Source organism: Dyella silvae, assembly GCF_026421305.1.
In the GTDB taxonomy this organism is placed as follows: domain Bacteria; phylum Pseudomonadota; class Gammaproteobacteria; order Xanthomonadales; family Rhodanobacteraceae; genus Dyella; species Dyella silvae.
This window is the reverse complement of sequence record NZ_JAPJBQ010000001.1, coordinates 309,095-325,930: the sequence shown is the minus strand read 5'-3', so window position 1 is coordinate 325,930 and position 16,836 is coordinate 309,095. Positions and strand designations below refer to the sequence as shown.

Below are 16,836 nucleotides of genomic sequence, written 5' to 3'. Positions count from 1 at the left end.
ACCTCACGCAGCCTCGCCCGCCGGATTCTTACCTGCACCCTCGTTCATGGCGCCCACCCAGCTGCTGACTTTTTCCAAGGCCTGGAATCGGGTCAGATCCACATGGATGGGCGTGACGGACACATAGCCACGGCGCACGGCATTGAAGTCGGTGCCGGGGCCTGCATCGTCCACATCGCCGGCCGGACCGATCCACCAGATTTCCTTGCCGCGAGGATCGGTCTGTTTGATGGCGGGCGACGAGCGATGACGCTTGCCCAGGCGAGTGACCTCAAAGCCGCGAATGGCGTCCCAGGGCAGATCCGGCACGTTGACGTTGAGAATGGTGTCGGCCGGCAGCGGATCTACCAGCAGGCGCCGCATCAGCAACAGGACGGCATTGGCGGCGGACTCGTAATGCTCGCCCTTGTGGTCCTTGCTGACCAGCGAAACCGCAATGGCGGGCAGCCCCAGAAAGCGCCCTTCCATGGCGGCCGAGACGGTGCCGGAATAAATCACGTCATCGCCGAGGTTGGCCGAGTTGTTGATGCCGGAAACGACAATGTCGGGTTCGTGGTCGAGCATGCCGGCCAGTGCCAGATGCACGCAATCCGTGGGGGTACCGGCGACGCGGAAATAGCCGTTGTCCATGCGCAGCGCGCGAATGGGCCCATCGAGCGTCAAAGAATTGCTGGCGCCCGAACGATCGCGGTCCGGTGCCACCACCGTCACCTGACCGACCGCACCCAGACGCTCGGCGAGCACGCGAATGCCCGGTGCATCCACGCCATCGTCGTTGCTTACCAGAACTCGCATGATGATCCGTACAAAGCTGGGGGGCTGGCGCACCGTCCCTGTAAACCCTTGGCGCGCCCTGTAGATACCGAAGTCTAACCGAGCAGGCGCATGGTTTCACACGGGCGCGGAGCCCCGTGAAGGCGTGCGGCCAGTCATTCCGCAGAAGGAAGGGGATGCACACGCGCATGCACAGGGGTTCGACGGCCCTGGCGGCCTCGTCGCAGCCGCAGATGAACGTGCTACACCGCCCGCCGGCCAGTGTTCCCGCCACCACGCCAGACCCGATGATGCTGACCTTCTTACTCGCCTCCCTCACGCAAAAGGGATGAGACCGACGTTATAGATGTTGGGTAGGATGCCGCCATGAAACATCGCCCACCTGCCCAGGTCACTGACGATGACGCGCGCCTGTTCCGCGACGCGATCGGTGAAGTACGCCGCATCGACCCGGTGGCACCCGCGCCCGCCGCCCCGAAACCCGAACCACAGGCCCACATGTTCGAGGCGGACGAAGCTGCCGTGCCCGGCGAATTGCTGGACATGGCGTTTGACCCGGGGCTGATGGAAGTCGGCGAGGAACTGAGCTATCTGCGCGACGGCTATCCGCCCAAGTTACTGAAGCAGCTCAAGCGCGGCCAATTCAGCATTCAGGACGATATCGACCTGCATCAGATGAATGCGGCGGCTGCGCAGGCGACCATTGCTGACTTTCTGGCAGAAGCCAAAGAGCGCGGCTTCCGTTGCGTACGCATCGTGCACGGCAAAGGGTTGCGTTCGCGTGCTGCCGGCCCGGTGCTCAAGGCGCTCACCGATCGGCTGTTGCGGCGGCGTGATGATGTGGTGGCGTTTGCGTCGGCGAGGCCGATGCAGGGGGGGACCGGGGCGGTGGTGGTGTTGCTGAAGGGGTGAGGGCTTTCCTCCTTTTAGAGGAGCGTTCGCCGCGTCCCACAGGGACTAGCTTCGCGTCGTAGGCGGCGCGCTAGCCGTATCGCTAAAACCGAAGACTGATGTCACTGGGCCCCGGCCTGCGCCGGGGCGACGGTTCTTATGAAACGTCGGGGCGAGCACCCGCCCCTCACCCCAACCCTCTCCCCTCAGGGGAGAGGGAGTAGAAGCTCGCGTTAGCTGGTACGCGCCAACTCGCGGACGACCGTTGTCGCGTAAGCACCCGCCGGCAACTCAAAGCTCAGCTCCAGCGCATCGCCATCAAGCCATCGCCAGGCGAGATTCTGCGGAATCATGCGCAACGCGCGACGCTCCTGATCCATCTTCGCCGCCACCAACCCATCCGCCAGATCAGCATTGGCGGCAGCCATCGCATTCTCCAGCGCAGCCACATCCGCTGCCGCTGGCGTTTCGCCACGCCCCCACAGCGGTCCCGATGGATGAATGTCGCCACGCGCCAGTCGCTCCGACAACGTCGCATCGAAAGGCACGGGACCAAACCACGAGCGCGAACCGGCAAGCGACCAGATCTCGCCTTCCATCGGCGCGTCCCATGCACCCTGTTCGACACGCGCTGCCAGCACGGCGTTGAAGATATGCGAGCGTGCTGCAGACAGCAGGAAATGGCGCTTGTCGCGATCGACGCGACGGCCGGCGAACATCGCTCTCGCCTGTGCCACGTTGCCGCCTTCACGACCAAAGCGCTGCTCGCCGAAGTAATTGGGCACACCGCGCTGCGCAATCTGCTGAAGCACCTGTTCGGCCACGGTTCGATCGCCAGCCACGTCGCGCAGAACCAGCACGAAACGATTGCCACGCAATGCACCGCGCTTGAGTTTGCGTTTATGCCGCGTGGCCGCGAGCACCTTCACTTCCGCATGGGGAAAGGTGGACCAATCCGGATCGGGTTTGCCTGCCAACTGCACGGAGAACGTCTGTCGAGTCACTGCATGGCGATCCTTCAACCCCGCGTAGCCCACGTTCAACGGCGGCACTTCTGCGAAACGCGCCAACTCGCGCGCCACCCAGTCGGTATTGGAGCCACGCTTCTCCACCCAGAGCAGCGCGTGCTCGCCTTCGCCATCGGCGTCGTAGCCGAGGATCTCTTCCACCTGAAAGTCTTCCGGGCTGCTGCGCAACACGGCCGTCAACGGCGGGTTGCCGTAGGCATAAGGCAATTCAAGGTCAGACATGAGACTCCACCGGCCATACCGGCTGCAGAAAATCGAAATACGGGCTTGCGCCCATTAGATCAGCCCGGATGTAGCGGGCTCGAGAATGCGACGCTTCGGTTTACGCCAGCACCAGCAACACGCACGCCTGTGCCGCGATGCCTTCGCCACGCCCCGTAAAGCCGAGCTTTTCCGTGGTGGTGGCCTTGATGCTGATGCAGCCTATGTCGCAACCCAGCTCCTCGGCGACCGCTTCGCGCATGGCCAGGGAATGCGGCCCCACTTTGGGCGCTTCGCAGATTACGGTGACGTCCGCATTGCCCAAGGCATAACCCTGCTCGCGCATCAGCTTGGCGGCGTGCTGCAAAAAGATCCGGCTGTTCGCGTTGCGCCACTGCTCCTGGCTCGGAGGAAAGTGCCTGCCAATATCACCCAGCGCCAACGCGCCGAAGATGGCATCGCACAAGGCGTGGATGACCACGTCACCGTCGGAGTGCGCCACCAGGCCGCGGCTGTGCGGTACGCGCACCCCGCCGAGCATCACATGGTCGCCTTCGCCGAAGGTGTGGACATCGAAGCCCTGGCCGATACGCATCATGGGAATGCTCCTTACTTTGTTCGTGGCAACAGGAATTCGGCCAGCGCAAAATCGGTGGCCGTCGTCACCTTGATATTGTCTTCCGCACCTTCGACGAGCAGCGGCGCAAATCCGGCACGTTCCATGGCCATCGCTTCGTCGCTCACGGTGATGCCCGCGACGGACGCGGCCAACAGCGCGGCGGAAAGCTCGCCGCGGCGAAACATCTGCGGCGTAAAGGCTCGCCAGCGATGGTCACGCGGCTCGGTTTCGTGACTGCGGCCGTCACCGCCCGCCCGCTTGAGCGTGTCGCGCAGCGGCGCGCCAAGCAAACCACCGCCCGCAGGAATACCTTGTTCGATCAGACGGCTGATATCGGCTTCGCGCACGCAAGGGCGCGCCGCGTCATGCACCAGTACGAACGCGCCATCGGTCACATCAGCAGGGAGTGCGCGCAGACCGGCGAGCACCGAGTCGCAGCGCTCGGAACCACCGATCGTCGTCAACACAGGCTTGCCGCCCAGCTGCGTCACAGCGGGCCAATGCTCATCCTTGCCACCGAGCACCACCATCAGGCCGGCAATCATCGGATGCGCCGCCAGCCGTTCCAGTGTGTGCAGGATCAACGGCTGCCCGGCCAACGGCAAGTATTGCTTGGGGATATCACCACCGACACGCGTGCCTCGCCCTGCTGCCGGCACCACACACCACAGGGGCCCCATGCTCAGCGGCCGCCTGTCGACGCGGCCGGCGCGGGCGCCTGGTTGGCGCCCGGCTTTTCGACCACCTGGTAAAACGTCTCGCCCGGCTTGATCAGGCCAAGCTCGGCGCGCGCACGCGCTTCGACGGCCTGATCACCATGCTTGAGGTCATCCACATCCGCACCCAGCGCCTGGTTGCGCTGCTGCAGCTTGTCGTTGTCTTCGCCCTGCTTCTTCACGGCGGCGCGCAAGGTTTCCACCTCGTGCACGCCGCCGTTGCCGTTCCACAGTTTCATCTGCAGAGCGATCAACAACAGCACCAGAATCAGGGCGACCCAACGCACCATGGGCGGTCAGTGCTCCCTATCAGCCCGGCAGGCTGGTCAGGTTGGGGAACGCGTTGCGACCGGCGTAGCGCGCGGCCGAGCCAAGCGCCTCTTCGATGCGCAGCAGCTGGTTGTACTTGGCCACGCGGTCGGTGCGGCACAGCGAACCGGTCTTGATCTGCGTTGCGGTGGTCGCCACGGCGATGTCGGCGATGGTGGTGTCTTCCGTCTCGCCGGAGCGATGCGACACGATCGCGGCGTACTTGGCGGCGTCGGCCATGGCAATGGCTTCGAGCGTCTCGGACAGCGTGCCGACCTGGTTCACCTTGATCAGGATGGCATTGGCGATCTGCTTATCGATGCCTTCCTTGAAAATGGTCGGGTTGGTGACGAACAGATCGTCGCCCACCAGCTGCACGTTCTTGCCGATGGCGTCGGTGAGCTGCTTCCAGCCGTCCCAGTCGCCTTCGGCCATGCCGTCTTCGATGGTGACGATGGGGTACTGCTTGGACCAGCTGGCCAGCACGTCGATCCACTGGGCCGGCGTGTAAACCTTGCCTTCGCCTTCCAGGTCGTACTTGCCGTTCTTGAAGAACTCGGAGCTGGCGACGTCGAGGCCGAGCAGGATGTCGCTACCGACCTTGTAGCCGGCCTTGTTAATCGCTTCGAGAATGGTGTCCAGCGCTTCGATGTTCGAACGCAGGTTCGGCGCAAAGCCGCCTTCGTCGCCGACGGCGGTGTTGAGGCCCTTGCCCTTCAGCACGCCCTTGAGCGCGTGGAACACCTCGGTGCCGGCGCGCAGCGCTTCGGCGAAGCTGGAGGCGCCGACCGGCAGGATCATGAATTCCTGCACGTCGACGTTGTTATCGGCATGCGCACCGCCGTTGATGATGTTCATCATCGGCACCGGCAGCGCACCCGGCTTGCCGGTGGTGCCATTGATGCTGGCGAGGTACTGCCACAGCGGCTGGCGATTCTGCGCAGCAACGGCATGAGCGGCAGCCATGGACACGCCGAGGATGGCGTTGGCGCCCAACTTGCCCTTGTTCGGCGTGCCGTCGAGGTTGATCAGCTTGGCGTCGAGGCCGCCCTGGTTGGCCGCATCGAAGCCTTTCAGCTCGCTGGCGATCGAATTGTTGACGTTGGCCACGGCGTTCTTCACGCCCTTGCCCAGGTAGCGGGACTTGTCGCCGTCGCGCAGCTCAACGGCTTCGCGCGAACCGGTGGAGGCGCCGCTCGGCACAGCCGCGCGACCGAAGCCGCCGCCGGCCAGGGTCACTTCTGCTTCAAGCGTGGGGTTACCGCGGGAATCGAGGATTTCACGGGCGTGAATGCGGGTGATTTCGGTGCTCATGGTGTCCGTAGCTTTTATGAAGTGACTGAAGCGATTGGGAACATCCTGCCTGATACGCGGGGGTAACGCTTCATTCGCTTCCCCCGCAGCGGATCAGAGCGTGTGTTCCAGGAATGTGTGGCGCTTGGTGACCTGATCGAGTTCGAGCAAGGTCTCCAGCAGCGCTTCCATCTTGTCCAGCGGCCAGGCGTTGGGGCCATCGCTGAGCGCCTTGGACGGATCGGGGTGCGTCTCGGCGAACAAACCCGCCACACCCACCGCCACGGCGGCACGCGCCAACACCGGTACGAATTCACGCTGCCCGCCCGAACTCGAGCCCTGCCCGCCGGGCAGCTGCACCGAATGGGTGGCATCGAACACCACCGGGCAACCGGTATCGCGCATCGCGCTCAGCGAGCGCATGTCCGAAACGAGGTTGTTGTAGCCGAAGCTGGCGCCACGCTCGCAGACCATGATGTCGTCGTTGCCGACGGCCTTGGCCTTCTCGACCACGTTCTTCATGTCCCACGGCGCGAGGAACTGGCCCTTTTTGATGTTCACCGGCTTGCCGGCGCGCGCCACGTTCTGGATGAAGTCGGTCTGGCGGCACAGGAAGGCCGGCGTCTGCAGGACGTCGACCACTGAGGCCACTTCGTTCATCGGCGTGTATTCATGCACGTCGGTGAGCACGGGCACGCCTAGCTGGCGCTTCACTTCACCCAGGATCTTCAGGCCCGCTTCCAGGCCGGGACCGCGGAAGCTGGTGCCCGACGAACGGTTGGCCTTGTCGAAGCTGGACTTGAAGATGAAGTGGATGCCGAGTTTGCCGGTGATTTCCTTGAGCTTGCCGGCGGTGTCCATCTGCAATTGTTCGGATTCGACCACACAGGGACCAGCGATCAGAAACAGCGGCTTGTCCAGGCCGACTTCGAATCCACACAACTTCATGCGACAGACTCCTTGGCCAGACGCTCACCCTCACGCACCGTCTTGAACTCGCGGGCGGCCTGCACGAAGCCAATGAACAGCGGATGACCGTCGCGCGGGGTGGAGGTGAATTCCGGATGCGCCTGGCAGCCGAGGAACCACGGGTGCTTCTGCTGGGGCAGTTCGACGATTTCGACCAGCAGGTCGTCCATCGACTTGCCCGAGATCACCAGGCCCAGGTCTTCAAACGGCTGGCGGTAGCGGTTGTTGAACTCATAACGGTGACGATGACGCTCGCGCACTACGTCCTGGCTGTACAGCTGACGCGCCAGCGTACCGGCCTTGAGACGGCACTCCTGCGCGCCCAGGCGCATGGTGCCGCCCAGATCGGAGCGCTCACTGCGCTGCTCGACTTCGCCGGTGGCGGTGGTCCACTCCGTGATCAGTGCGATCACCGGGTCGGGCGTGTTGCGGTCGTTCTCGCTGGAATCAGCCGCGCTGAGACCGGCCACGTTGCGGGCAAAGTCCACCACGGCGGCGTGCATGCCGTAGCAGATGCCGAAGTACGGCACGCCTTTCTCGCGGGCGTACCTGGCCGCCAGCACCTTGCCCTCGAAGCCGCGCTTGCCGAAGCCGCCCGGCACGAGGATGGCGTCGGCGTTGCCCAGCACCTTGGCGGCGCCTTCGGCCTCGACCTGCTCCGAATCAACCCAGTTGAGATTGACGCGGGTGAGCTGCTTGATGCCGCCATGGCGGAGCGCCTCGCCCAGAGACTTGTAGGCGTCCTTGTGCTCGACGTACTTGCCGACGATGGCCACGTTGACCTCGTCTTTCGGGTGCTCCACGGCGTCGACCGTCCGCTGCCACGAGGACAGGTCGGCGGGACCAGCCTGCAGACCCAGGCGCTTGACCACGATCTCGTCGAGGCCCTGCTTGTGCAGCCACAGCGGCTGCTTGTAGATGATGTCCACGTCGGCCGCGCTGATCACCGCGTTCTCGGGCACGTTGGTGAACAGGGCGATCTTGCGGCGCTCGCCGTCCGGCAGCGGCTGTTCGCAGCGGCACAGCAGCACGTCCGGCTGGATACCGATGGAGCGCAGTTCCTTAACGGAGTGCTGGGTCGGCTTGGTTTTGATCTCACCGGCCGCCTTGATGTACGGCACCAGGGTCAGGTGCATGAACATCACCTTTTCCGGGCCATGCTCGATACGCAGCTGACGAATGGCCTCCAGGAACGGCAGCGATTCGATGTCGCCTACCGTGCCGCCGATTTCCACCATCGCCACATCGAAGCCGCGGGTGGCCTCGTGAATGCAGTGCTTGATCTCGTCGGTGATGTGCGGGATGACCTGCACGGTGGCGCCCAGGTAGTCGCCGCGACGCTCCTTGCGGATCACCGACTCGTAGATCTTGCCCGTCGTAATGGAATTCTTGCCCGTGAGACGGGTGTTGACGAAGCGCTCGTAGTGACCCAGGTCAAGGTCGGTCTCAGCGCCGTCGTCGGTCACATAGACCTCGCCGTGCTGGAAGGGGCTCATGGTGCCGGGATCCACGTTGATATACGGATCCAGCTTCATCATGGTGACCGAGAGGCCACGCGCTTCCAGAATGGAAGCCAGCGACGCCGCGGCGATGCCCTTGCCAAGCGAGGACACCACACCGCCGGTGACGAAAATCAGGGGGGTCATGGGATGCAGCCGTGCTGGAAATCGGCATTTTAGAGGAAGAACGCTTCGGCCGCGAGGGCTTGAAAAGGCTAAATGACTGACTTGTTCAACTTAGGGGCCCTGGCGAAGGCCCGTCGCCCGCTCCCGCGCACCCCACCTATCCCCCGCCGTCATTCCGGCGTAGGCCGGAATGACGAGCGTGAGAATCGAAGTCCAAAGCCGCCGCGACGCCGCCCCCGATCCGAAAAAACAAAGGCGCCCGCAGGCGCCTTTGTCGCTCCAACCCAGAACTGGGCTTACTCCACCGGCATCATCTGGGAGGTCGGATGCATCATGTTCGCGTTCATGTTGTGCATCACCCACAGCGAGCCGACCACCACGATGGCCAGGATCAGCAGAGTGAACAGCATGATGGCGAAATTGCTGCGCTGGGACGGCGACAGACCCATATGCAAGAAATACTTCAGCTGGACGATGAGCTGGGCCACACCGAACACGATGATGCCCGGCATCATCAGGTCGTGCGGAACCTTGCCGCTCATGACCACACCGAAGGACGCCAGCGTCAGCACTACCGACAGCACGAAGCCGACGACATAGGACTTGGTGCTGCCGTGATCAGCATGCTCGGCGCCATGGTGGGCGTCGTGGGAATGGTGGTTGCCGGACATCAGATGGCCCCCCGCAGATAAACAAAGGTGAAGACGCAGATCCAGACGATGTCCAGGAAGTGCCAGAACAGACTCAGGCACGACAGGCGACGCTGGGTAGCATCGGTCAGGCCGAAGCGGCGGATCTGGTCCATCATCACGACCAGCCAGATCAGGCCGCAGGTGACGTGCAGGCCGTGCGTACCCACCAGCGTGAAGTAGCTGGACAGGAACGCACTGGTGCTCGGGCCGGCGCCTTCATGGACGAGCTTGGCGAACTCATACACTTCCATGCCGATGAAGCCGGCACCGAAGAGGAAGGTCACCGCCAGCCACGCCACCACACCTCCCTTCTTGCCGGCATGCATGTTGAGCATGGCCATGCCGAAAGTGACCGACGAGATCAGCAGCAGCATGGTCTCGCCGAGCACGTACGGCAGCTCGAACAATTCCTTGCCGGTGGGACCGCCCGCCGTGCTGTTAGCCAGCACGGCAAACGTCGCGAACAGGCCCGAGAAGATCAGGCAGTCGCTCATCAGATAGATCCAGAACCCCAGCAGGGTCTTGGATCCATCGTCGTGGTGATGGTGATCGACGCCCCCGCCGTGGAGGACGTCGTCGTGTGCGCCGTGGCTGGCGCGAACTGCTGCACTGCTCATGGGTTACGCCACCTTCTGACGCTGCGGCGCGGCCACCGGAGCCACCTGCGTGGTCTGGAACTGCTGGAGCTGCGCGTGGCGCGAGCGCTCGATCTTCTCGACCTCGGCCGCCGGCACCCAGTAATCGATGTCACGGTCATAGGCGCGAACGATGAACGCACCGATCATGCCCAGCAGGCCCACGGCCGCCAGCCACCAGATATGCCACACCAGGGCAAATCCCAGGACCGTACCGAACGCGCCCATGACCACACCGACGCCGGTGTTGCGGGGCATATGGATGTCTTCGTACTTGGCAGGTTGCACGTAAGCGACTCCGTTTTGTTTGTCTTCCCAGAACTGGTCCAGCTCTTTGATCTGGGGAACGATGGCGAAGTTGTAGAACGGCGCGGGCGAGCTGATCGCCCACTCCAGGGTGCGGCCACCCCACGGGTCGCCGCTGGGATCGGTGAGCTTCTTGCGGTCACGGATGGAGACATAGAACTGCACGAGGGTGCAGAAGATGCCCAGCGCGATCACCGCGGCGCCTAGGGCGGCGACGATCAGGAACGGCTGCCAATCCGGATTGGCGTAATGGTTCATGCGACGCGTCATGCCCTTCAGGCCGAGCACGTACAGCGGCGCAAAGGCCATCCAGAAGCCGACCAGCCAGCACCAGAAGGAAGCCTTGCCCCAGAACTCATTGAGACGGAAGCCGAAGGCCTTCGGGAACCAGTAGTTGATAGCCGCGAACACGCCGAACACCACGCCGCCAATGATCACGTTGTGGAAGTGCGCGATCAGGAACACGCTGTTGTGCAGCAAGAAGTCCGCACCCGGCACAGCCAACAGCACGCCGGTGACGCCGCCGATCACAAAGGTGACCATGAAACCCACCGTCCACAGCATCGGCACGGTGAACTGCACCCGACCGCGATACATGGTGAACAGCCAGTTGAACAGCTTTGCGCCGGTGGGCACTGAGATGATCATCGTCGTAATGCCGAAGAAGGCATTGACGTTGGCACCCGAGCCCATGGTGAAGAAGTGGTGCAGCCACACCACGAACGAGAGCACGCCGATGCACGAAGTGGCATACACCATCGACGTGTAGCCAAACAACGGCTTCTTGGAGAACGTGGCAACGATTTCCGAGAACGCGCCGAAGCACGGCAGGATCAGGATGTAGACCTCCGGGTGACCCCAGATCCAGATCATATTCACGTACATCATGGCGTTGCCGCCAAGCTCGTTCGTGAAGAAGTGCATGTCGAGATAGCGATCGGCCGTGAGCAGTGCCAGCGTCACCGTCAGGATCGGGAACGCGGCCACGATCAGGATGTTGGTGACCAGTGCGGTCCACGTGAACACCGGCATCTTCATCAGCGTCATGCCAGGGGCACGCATCTTCATGATGGTGACGATGAAGTTGATGCCGCTCAGCGTGGTACCCAGGCCAGACAACTGCAGTGACCAGATGTAGTAATCCACACCTACTGTTGGGCTGTACTTGATGCCCGAGAGCGGCGGATAAGCGAGCCAGCCGGTTGCAGCGAAGTCGCCGACGAACAGCGACACCATCACCAGCACCACGCCCGACATGAACAGCCAGAAGCTGAGCGAGTTCAGGAACGGATAGGCCACGTCGCGTGCGCCGATCTGCAGCGGCACCACCATGTTCATCAGACCCGTGATGAACGGCATGGCCACGAAGAAAATCATGATGACACCGTGCGCGGTGAACACCTGATCGAAGTGATGCGGCGGCAAATAGCCGGCCGATTCACCGGCGGCCATGGCTTGCTGCATGCGCATCATGATGGCATCGGAGAAGCCACGCAGCAGCATGACCAGCGCCACGATGATGTACATGATGCCGATCTTCTTATGGTCCACCGAGGTGAACCATTCCTTCCACAGGTAACCCCATAGACGGAACTTGGTGATGACGGCGAGCATCGCCAGACCGCCAAGAATGACGGCGACGAGCGTGCCCATCACGATCGGCTCGTGATACGGGATCGCGTCAAGAGTGAGCTTTCCAAACATGGCTTACTTCTCTGCCTTGGCCGGGGTGATGTTCGAGGACACCGCGTCCCCGTCCTCGTGGTGGTGCATGTCCATCTGCATGCCTTCCATCGGCATCTCGCCGTGGTTGGCAGCCTCATGAGACATCTCGCCCATGTGCTTGTTGACGACGCTGGCGAACAGGCCCGGCGTCACGGTGCCGTAGTAAGCCACCGGCGCCTTCTCGCTGGGCTGCGCCAGCGACTTGTAGCTGTCGGCATCGAGCGTGAGCGGCGTGGCCTTGGCCTTGGCGATCCAGTCCTTGAAGCCATCTTCGGTGGTGGCGATGGCCTTGAAGTGCATATCCGAGAAGCCTTCGCCACTGAAGTTGGACGACAGGCCCTCATAGGTGCCCGGCTCACGCGCGATCAGATGCAACTTGGTCTCCATGCCGGCCATGGCGTAGATCTGGCTGCCCAGCTGCGGAATGAAGAAGGCATTCATCACCGAGTCGGAGGTGATCTGGAAATTCACCGGGCGATCGGTCGGGAAGGCCAGCTCGTTCACCGAGGCCACGCCGTATTCCGGATAGACGAACAGCCACTTCCAGTCCATCGACACGACCTGCACCGTCACCGGCTTGGCCTCGGACTCAAGCGGCTTATATGGATCCAGCGCATGCGAGCTGGTCCAGGTGATGCTCGCCAGGATGACGATGATGATGGCCGGGATGGTCCACACCACCACCTCAATCTTGGTCGAGTGCGACCAGTTCGGCGTGTAGGTGGCCTTCTTGTTACCGGAGCGGTAGCGCCAGGGGAACCACAGCGTCATCGCGATGACGGGGATCGCCACAATGGCCATCAGGCCCAGCGCGATCAGGATCAGCGACTTTTCCTGGGCGCCGATATCGCCCTTGGGCGTGAGAACTTCCAGATTGCAACCGCTGAGAAGCACAGCGACGCCGACGCTTGCGTAGCGCAAGCGCGAAATGAGGGCATGCATATTCACTGACTACCTGGGGCACAGCGTGGGGACGCGGCATGCTAGCGATTTGCGCGCGTCTTTGAAGATCCTTGAGACACAATGCCGCAGGAGCAAAATCCTGCGCACACCAGTGCGGCGACTTGACTTGCAAATGCAAGTGCGTGCACCCGCATTCGACCGTCGACCTTGGTCGAAAACCAAAGAAAATTCGGTGTCCGCGGCCCCTGCTACCATGCCCCGATGGACCACACCAAGCCCGTCAAACTGGCCGCACTGCGTCATGCCATGCAGCAACACGGCATCGCCGCCTGCCTCATTCCCACCGCTGATCCGCACCTCTCCGAGTACTTGCCGCCCCATTGGCAGGCCCGTACCTGGCTGTCCGGCTTTACCGGCTCGGCCGGCACGCTGGTGGTGACCCAGGATCATGCCGGCCTGTGGACCGATGGGCGCTACTTTGCGCAGGCCGCCCACGAGCTCACCGGAACCGGCATAGAACTGATGAAGCAGCGGGTGGCGCACGCTCCCGAGCACATGGAGTGGTTGCAACACCATCTTCAGCCGGGACAGACGCTTGCCGTGGCGGGCGACAGTCTTTCCGTGGCTACCGCACGCCAGCTGGAGCGCCGCCTCGAAAGCACCGGCGCTCACCTGCGCACCGATCTCGACCTGCCTGCCCTGATCTGGCCGGACCGCCCGCCCCTGCCCACCGCCCCTGTGGTGGAACACCCGCAGCGCTACGCCACTCAGCCGCGCAGCGAGAAGCTGGGACGGCTGCGTACGGCCATGCGCAAGCTGGGCGCCACGCACCATGTGGTCTCCAGCCTGGATGACATTGCGTGGCTGACCAACCTGCGCGGCAGCGATGTCGAGTGCAATCCGGTGTTTCTTGCCCATCTGCTGGTGCAAGCGGAAGGCCACGCCACGCTGTTTGTCGGCCGCGGCAAGCTTACCGATGCGCTGGTGAGCGCACTCCAGGCCGATCAGGTGCGCATCGCCGACTACGCAACCATTACCGATGCGCTCTCCGAACTCGGCGCGAAAGATCGCCTGCTGCTCGACAGTGGCCGTGTGGTGGTAGCCATCGCCTCGGCCATCCCTGCCTCAACGCAGATCGTTGATGCCGCGAATCCATCCACGCTGTTCAAGGCACGCAAGACCGAGGCGGAACTGGAGCACATCCGCGACGTGATGCGCCGTGACGGCGCGGCGTTGGCGCGCGCGTTCCGGCGTCTGGAAGAACGCGTCACCGCCGGCGTAACGCAGACCGAGCTGGACGTGGACTCACTACTGCGCGAAGAGCGCGCGGCCCAACCGAATTTTGTCGGCGAGAGCTTTTCCACCATTGCCGGCTATCAGGCTAACGGTGCACTGCCCCACTATCGCGCCACACCGGAAGCGCACAGCACGCTGAAACCACAAGGCCTGTTGCTGGTTGACTCCGGCGGGCAATATCTCGGCGGCACTACCGATATCACGCGCGTGCTCGCGCTCGGCGAAACCACCATCGAACAGCGGCGTGACGCCACCATGGTGATGAAAGGCATGATCGCGCTCAGCCGGGCCCGCTTCCCCAAGGGCGCCAGCGGCCCGCAGCTCGACGCCCTTGCCCGGGCCCCGCTGTGGGCCAGCGGCATGGACTACGGCCATGGCACCGGTCACGGCGTGGGTTACTTTCTTAATGTGCATGAAGGCCCGCACGGCATCCGCCCGCCCGCCTCGGGCGCCACACTGGTGTCACTGGAGCCGGGCATGATCACCTCGATCGAGCCAGGCCTGTACAAGCCGGGCCGTCACGGCATCCGCCATGAGAATCTGGCGGTGGTGGTCGAGGCGGACAAAACGGAGTTTGGCGAGTTCTACGCCTTCGAGACGCTGACCCTGTGCCCGTTTGACCGCCGCGCGCTGGAGCCGGGCCTGCTCAACCCCGAAGAGCGCGCCTGGCTGGACGACTACCACGCCACCGTGCGAGCGGCCTTGTCGCCCCTGCTGGAAGACGCGGACCTGGCCTGGCTGGAGCGGCATTGCGCCCCGCTCTGACGCTTTATTGTTTATAGGAGCGCACTTGTGCGCGATCGGCGGCCAGGTGCTCCGGGTCGCGCACAAGTGCGCTCCTGCAAGGGTTTCCGGAAACGCTTGACCGCCCCGCCCGGTCCCCCCATCCTCCCCCGCTTAACCACGCTGAACGCCCTCACATGAGCAGTCGCTACAACGCCGCCGACATTGAAGTCCTTTCTGGCCTTGATCCGGTCAAGCGCCGCCCCGGCATGTACACGGACACCTCCCGCCCGAACCATCTGGCGCAGGAAGTGATCGACAACTCGGTGGACGAGGCCATCTCCGGTCACGCCAAGACCTTGGAAGTCATCGTGCACACCGACGGCTCGGTCGAAGTGACTGACGACGGCCGCGGCATGCCGGTGGACATCCATCCGGAAGAAGGCGTGCCGGGTGTCGAGCTGATCCTCACGCGCTTGCATGCGGGTGGCAAATTCTCCGGCAAGAACTACAACTTCTCCGGCGGTCTGCACGGCGTGGGTGTGTCGGTGGTGAACGCGCTGTCCAACCGCGTGGAAGTCACCATCCGCCGTGACGGCAACGAATACCGCATGGCCTTCGAGAATGGCGACCGCGCCAGCGAACTCGAAGTGATCGGCACCGTACCCAAAAAGAAGACCGGCACCACCGTGCGCTTCTGGGCCGATCCGAAGTACTTCGATTCGCCGAAGATCTCGCTCGGCAAGCTGCGCCACCTGCTGCGCGCCAAGGCCGTGCTTTGCGCCGGTCTCAACGTCAAGCTGGTCGACGAAGCCACCGGCGACGTCAACGAGTGGTACTACGAAGACGGCCTGCGCGATTACCTGCGCGACGAGCTGTCCGGCGCCGAAGCCATCCCGGCCGAGCTGTTCGTGCACCACGTGCAGCGCGAGGCCGACGGTCTCGACGTAGCGCTCGCCTGGGTACCCGAAGGCGAGCTGGTGCAGGAAAGTTACGTCAACCTCATTCCCACCGCGCAGGGTGGCACGCACGTGAACGGCCTGCGTTCGGGCCTCACCAATGCGATCCGCGAATTCTGCGATTTCCGCAACCTGCTGCCGCGCGGCGTGAAGCTGGCGCCAGAAGACGTGTGGGAGCGCCTTGCCTTCGTGCTCTCCACCAAGCTGCAGGATCCGCAGTTCGCCGGCCAGACCAAGGAGCGCCTGTCTTCGCGCAACGCCGCGGGCATGGTCGAAGGTGTGATCCATGATGCCTTCAGCCTGTGGCTCAACCAGCACGTCGATCTGGGCGAACGTATCGCGCAGCTCGCCATCGAGCGCGCCAGCGCACGCATGAAGGCTGCGAAGCAGGTGGTACGCAAGAAGATCACGCAAGGCCCTGCCCTGCCCGGCAAACTGGCCGACTGCACCGCCACCGACCTGACCCGCACTGAGTTGTTTCTGGTGGAAGGTGACTCGGCAGGTGGCAGTGCCAAGCAGGCACGTGACAAGGAGTTCCAGGCGATCCTTCCGTTGCGCGGCAAGATTCTCAACACCTGGGAAGTCGAGTCCGGCTCGGTGCTCGCGTCGGAAGAAGTGCACAACCTTGCCGTCGCCATCGGCTGCGACCCGGGCAAGGACGATCTTTCGGGCCTGCGTTACGGCAAAGTGATCATCCTTGCGGATGCTGACTCCGATGGCCTGCATATCGCGACGTTGCTGAGCGCGCTGTTCCTCAAGCACTTCCCCGCGCTGGTACGCGAGGGTCACGTGTTTGTGGCCATGCCGCCGCTGTTCCGCGTGGACGTGGGCAAGCAGGTGTTCTACTGCCTGGACGAAAACGAAAAGAACGCGATGCTCGAGCGCGTGCAGCGCGAAAAGATGAAGGGTCAGGTCAGCACCACCCGCTTCAAGGGTCTGGGCGAAATGAACCCGGGGCAATTGCGCGAATCGACCATCCACCCCGACACCCGCCGACTGGTGCAGCTCACTGTCGAGAGCGACGACGGCACCACCAAGCTCATGGACATGCTGCTGGCCAAGAAGCGCGCAAGTGACCGCAAGGCATGGCTGGAAGAAAAGGGCGACCTGGCCACCCTCGAAGTCTGAGCCTTTGCTCCCTCTCCCCTCCGGGGAGAGGGCTGGGGTGAGGG

Annotated in this window: 15 protein-coding genes; 3 read left to right on the top strand and 12 right to left on the bottom strand. The window is 63.3% G+C overall.

The genetic code is table 11. The annotated features are described in order from the left end of the window. Positions 1-3: 3 nt before the first annotated feature. The gene (gene surE, locus OQE56_RS01475; protein WP_267220840.1) at positions 4-795 is read right to left on the bottom strand and encodes a 5'/3'-nucleotidase SurE; all 792 of its coding nucleotides are present in this window, start codon (positions 793-795) and stop codon (positions 4-6) included. A gap of 345 nt (positions 796-1,140) precedes the next feature. Here surE and OQE56_RS01470 point away from each other — a divergent pair, with 345 nt between their 5' ends. Further along, positions 1,141-1,686, top strand: coding sequence for a Smr/MutS family protein (locus OQE56_RS01470; protein ID WP_267220839.1), 546 nt, complete (start codon positions 1,141-1,143; stop codon positions 1,684-1,686). Between the two features lie 212 nt (positions 1,687-1,898). Here the strand turns inward: OQE56_RS01470 and truD are convergent, their stop codons facing one another. From truD to cyoA, 11 genes are all read right to left on the bottom strand, one after another. Next, a complete protein-coding gene (truD, locus tag OQE56_RS01465; protein ID WP_267220838.1) occupies positions 1,899-2,915 on the bottom strand; it encodes a tRNA pseudouridine(13) synthase TruD in 1,017 nt (338 codons plus the stop codon). 100 nt (positions 2,916-3,015) lie between these two features. Beyond that, on the bottom strand, positions 3,016-3,489 hold the full coding sequence (gene ispF, locus OQE56_RS01460) for a 2-C-methyl-D-erythritol 2,4-cyclodiphosphate synthase (RefSeq protein WP_323748554.1): 474 nt from the start codon (positions 3,487-3,489) through the stop codon (positions 3,016-3,018). Positions 3,490-3,503: 14 nt separating this feature from the next. Further along, entirely contained in the window at positions 3,504-4,199 is a 696-nt protein-coding gene (gene ispD, locus OQE56_RS01455) for a 2-C-methyl-D-erythritol 4-phosphate cytidylyltransferase (protein WP_425601593.1), read from the bottom strand. Beyond that, the gene (gene ftsB, locus OQE56_RS01450) at positions 4,196-4,519 is read right to left on the bottom strand and encodes a cell division protein FtsB (RefSeq protein ID WP_267220832.1); all 324 of its coding nucleotides are present in this window, start codon (positions 4,517-4,519) and stop codon (positions 4,196-4,198) included. Before ftsB ends, ispD begins: the two co-directional genes overlap by 4 nt. A 19-nt stretch (positions 4,520-4,538) precedes the next feature. Then, on the bottom strand, positions 4,539-5,852 hold the full coding sequence (gene eno / locus OQE56_RS01445) for a phosphopyruvate hydratase (RefSeq protein ID WP_267220830.1): 1,314 nt from the start codon (positions 5,850-5,852) through the stop codon (positions 4,539-4,541). Positions 5,853-5,945: 93 nt separating this feature from the next. Further along, positions 5,946-6,779 (bottom strand): 3-deoxy-8-phosphooctulonate synthase, encoded by an 834-nt coding sequence (gene kdsA / locus OQE56_RS01440; protein WP_267220828.1) that lies wholly within the window; start codon positions 6,777-6,779, stop codon positions 5,946-5,948. Next, the gene (pyrG, locus tag OQE56_RS01435; protein WP_267220826.1) at positions 6,776-8,446 is read right to left on the bottom strand and encodes a CTP synthase; all 1,671 of its coding nucleotides are present in this window, start codon (positions 8,444-8,446) and stop codon (positions 6,776-6,778) included. The genes kdsA and pyrG overlap by 4 nt, the downstream gene beginning before the upstream one ends. Before the next feature lie 275 nt (positions 8,447-8,721). Then, complete coding sequence (gene cyoD, locus OQE56_RS01430; RefSeq protein WP_239950497.1) at positions 8,722-9,096, bottom strand: cytochrome o ubiquinol oxidase subunit IV; 375 nt, start codon at positions 9,094-9,096, stop codon at positions 8,722-8,724. Further along, a complete protein-coding gene (gene cyoC, locus OQE56_RS01425; protein ID WP_267220825.1) occupies positions 9,096-9,734 on the bottom strand; it encodes a cytochrome o ubiquinol oxidase subunit III in 639 nt (212 codons plus the stop codon). The genes cyoD and cyoC overlap by 1 nt, the downstream gene beginning before the upstream one ends. Positions 9,735-9,737: 3 nt before the next feature. Continuing rightward, positions 9,738-11,762: a cytochrome o ubiquinol oxidase subunit I gene (cyoB, locus tag OQE56_RS01420; protein ID WP_267220824.1), complete on the bottom strand. Its 2,025-nt coding sequence runs from the start codon at positions 11,760-11,762 to the stop codon at positions 9,738-9,740. Positions 11,763-11,765: 3 nt separating this feature from the next. Next, positions 11,766-12,725, bottom strand: a complete 960-nt coding sequence (gene cyoA / locus OQE56_RS01415; RefSeq protein WP_267220821.1) for a ubiquinol oxidase subunit II — start codon at positions 12,723-12,725, stop codon at positions 11,766-11,768. A 222-nt stretch (positions 12,726-12,947) separates the two neighbouring features. Between cyoA and OQE56_RS01410 the strand changes: the two genes are divergently transcribed. Next, complete coding sequence (locus OQE56_RS01410; RefSeq protein ID WP_267220819.1) at positions 12,948-14,747, top strand: aminopeptidase P family protein; 1,800 nt, start codon at positions 12,948-12,950, stop codon at positions 14,745-14,747. Between the two features lie 155 nt (positions 14,748-14,902). Then, on the top strand, positions 14,903-16,792 hold the full coding sequence (gene parE, locus OQE56_RS01405; RefSeq protein WP_267220817.1) for a DNA topoisomerase IV subunit B: 1,890 nt from the start codon (positions 14,903-14,905) through the stop codon (positions 16,790-16,792). Positions 16,793-16,836: the final 44 nt, after the last annotated feature.

What these genes read in the sequence shown, in the direction of transcription:
- surE (WP_267220840.1), bottom strand. Translation starts at nt 795, where the DNA reads ATGCGAGTTCTGGTAAGCAACGACGATGGCGTGGATGCACCGGGCATT.
- OQE56_RS01470 (WP_267220839.1), top strand. Translation starts at nt 1,141, where the DNA reads ATGAAACATCGCCCACCTGCCCAGGTCACTGACGATGACGCGCGCCTG.
- truD (WP_267220838.1), bottom strand. Translation starts at nt 2,915, where the DNA reads ATGTCTGACCTTGAATTGCCTTATGCCTACGGCAACCCGCCGTTGACG.
- ispF (WP_323748554.1), bottom strand. Translation starts at nt 3,489, where the DNA reads ATGCGTATCGGCCAGGGCTTCGATGTCCACACCTTCGGCGAAGGCGAC.
- ftsB (WP_267220832.1), bottom strand. Translation starts at nt 4,519, where the DNA reads ATGGTGCGTTGGGTCGCCCTGATTCTGGTGCTGTTGTTGATCGCTCTG.
- eno (WP_267220830.1), bottom strand. Translation starts at nt 5,852, where the DNA reads ATGAGCACCGAAATCACCCGCATTCACGCCCGTGAAATCCTCGATTCC.
- kdsA (WP_267220828.1), bottom strand. Translation starts at nt 6,779, where the DNA reads ATGAAGTTGTGTGGATTCGAAGTCGGCCTGGACAAGCCGCTGTTTCTG.
- pyrG (WP_267220826.1), bottom strand. Translation starts at nt 8,446, where the DNA reads ATGACCCCCCTGATTTTCGTCACCGGCGGTGTGGTGTCCTCGCTTGGC.
- cyoD (WP_239950497.1), bottom strand. Translation starts at nt 9,096, where the DNA reads ATGTCCGGCAACCACCATTCCCACGACGCCCACCATGGCGCCGAGCAT.
- cyoC (WP_267220825.1), bottom strand. Translation starts at nt 9,734, where the DNA reads ATGAGCAGTGCAGCAGTTCGCGCCAGCCACGGCGCACACGACGACGTC.
- cyoB (WP_267220824.1), bottom strand. Translation starts at nt 11,762, where the DNA reads ATGTTTGGAAAGCTCACTCTTGACGCGATCCCGTATCACGAGCCGATC.
- cyoA (WP_267220821.1), bottom strand. Translation starts at nt 12,725, where the DNA reads ATGCATGCCCTCATTTCGCGCTTGCGCTACGCAAGCGTCGGCGTCGCT.
- OQE56_RS01410 (WP_267220819.1), top strand. Translation starts at nt 12,948, where the DNA reads ATGGACCACACCAAGCCCGTCAAACTGGCCGCACTGCGTCATGCCATG.
- parE (WP_267220817.1), top strand. Translation starts at nt 14,903, where the DNA reads ATGAGCAGTCGCTACAACGCCGCCGACATTGAAGTCCTTTCTGGCCTT.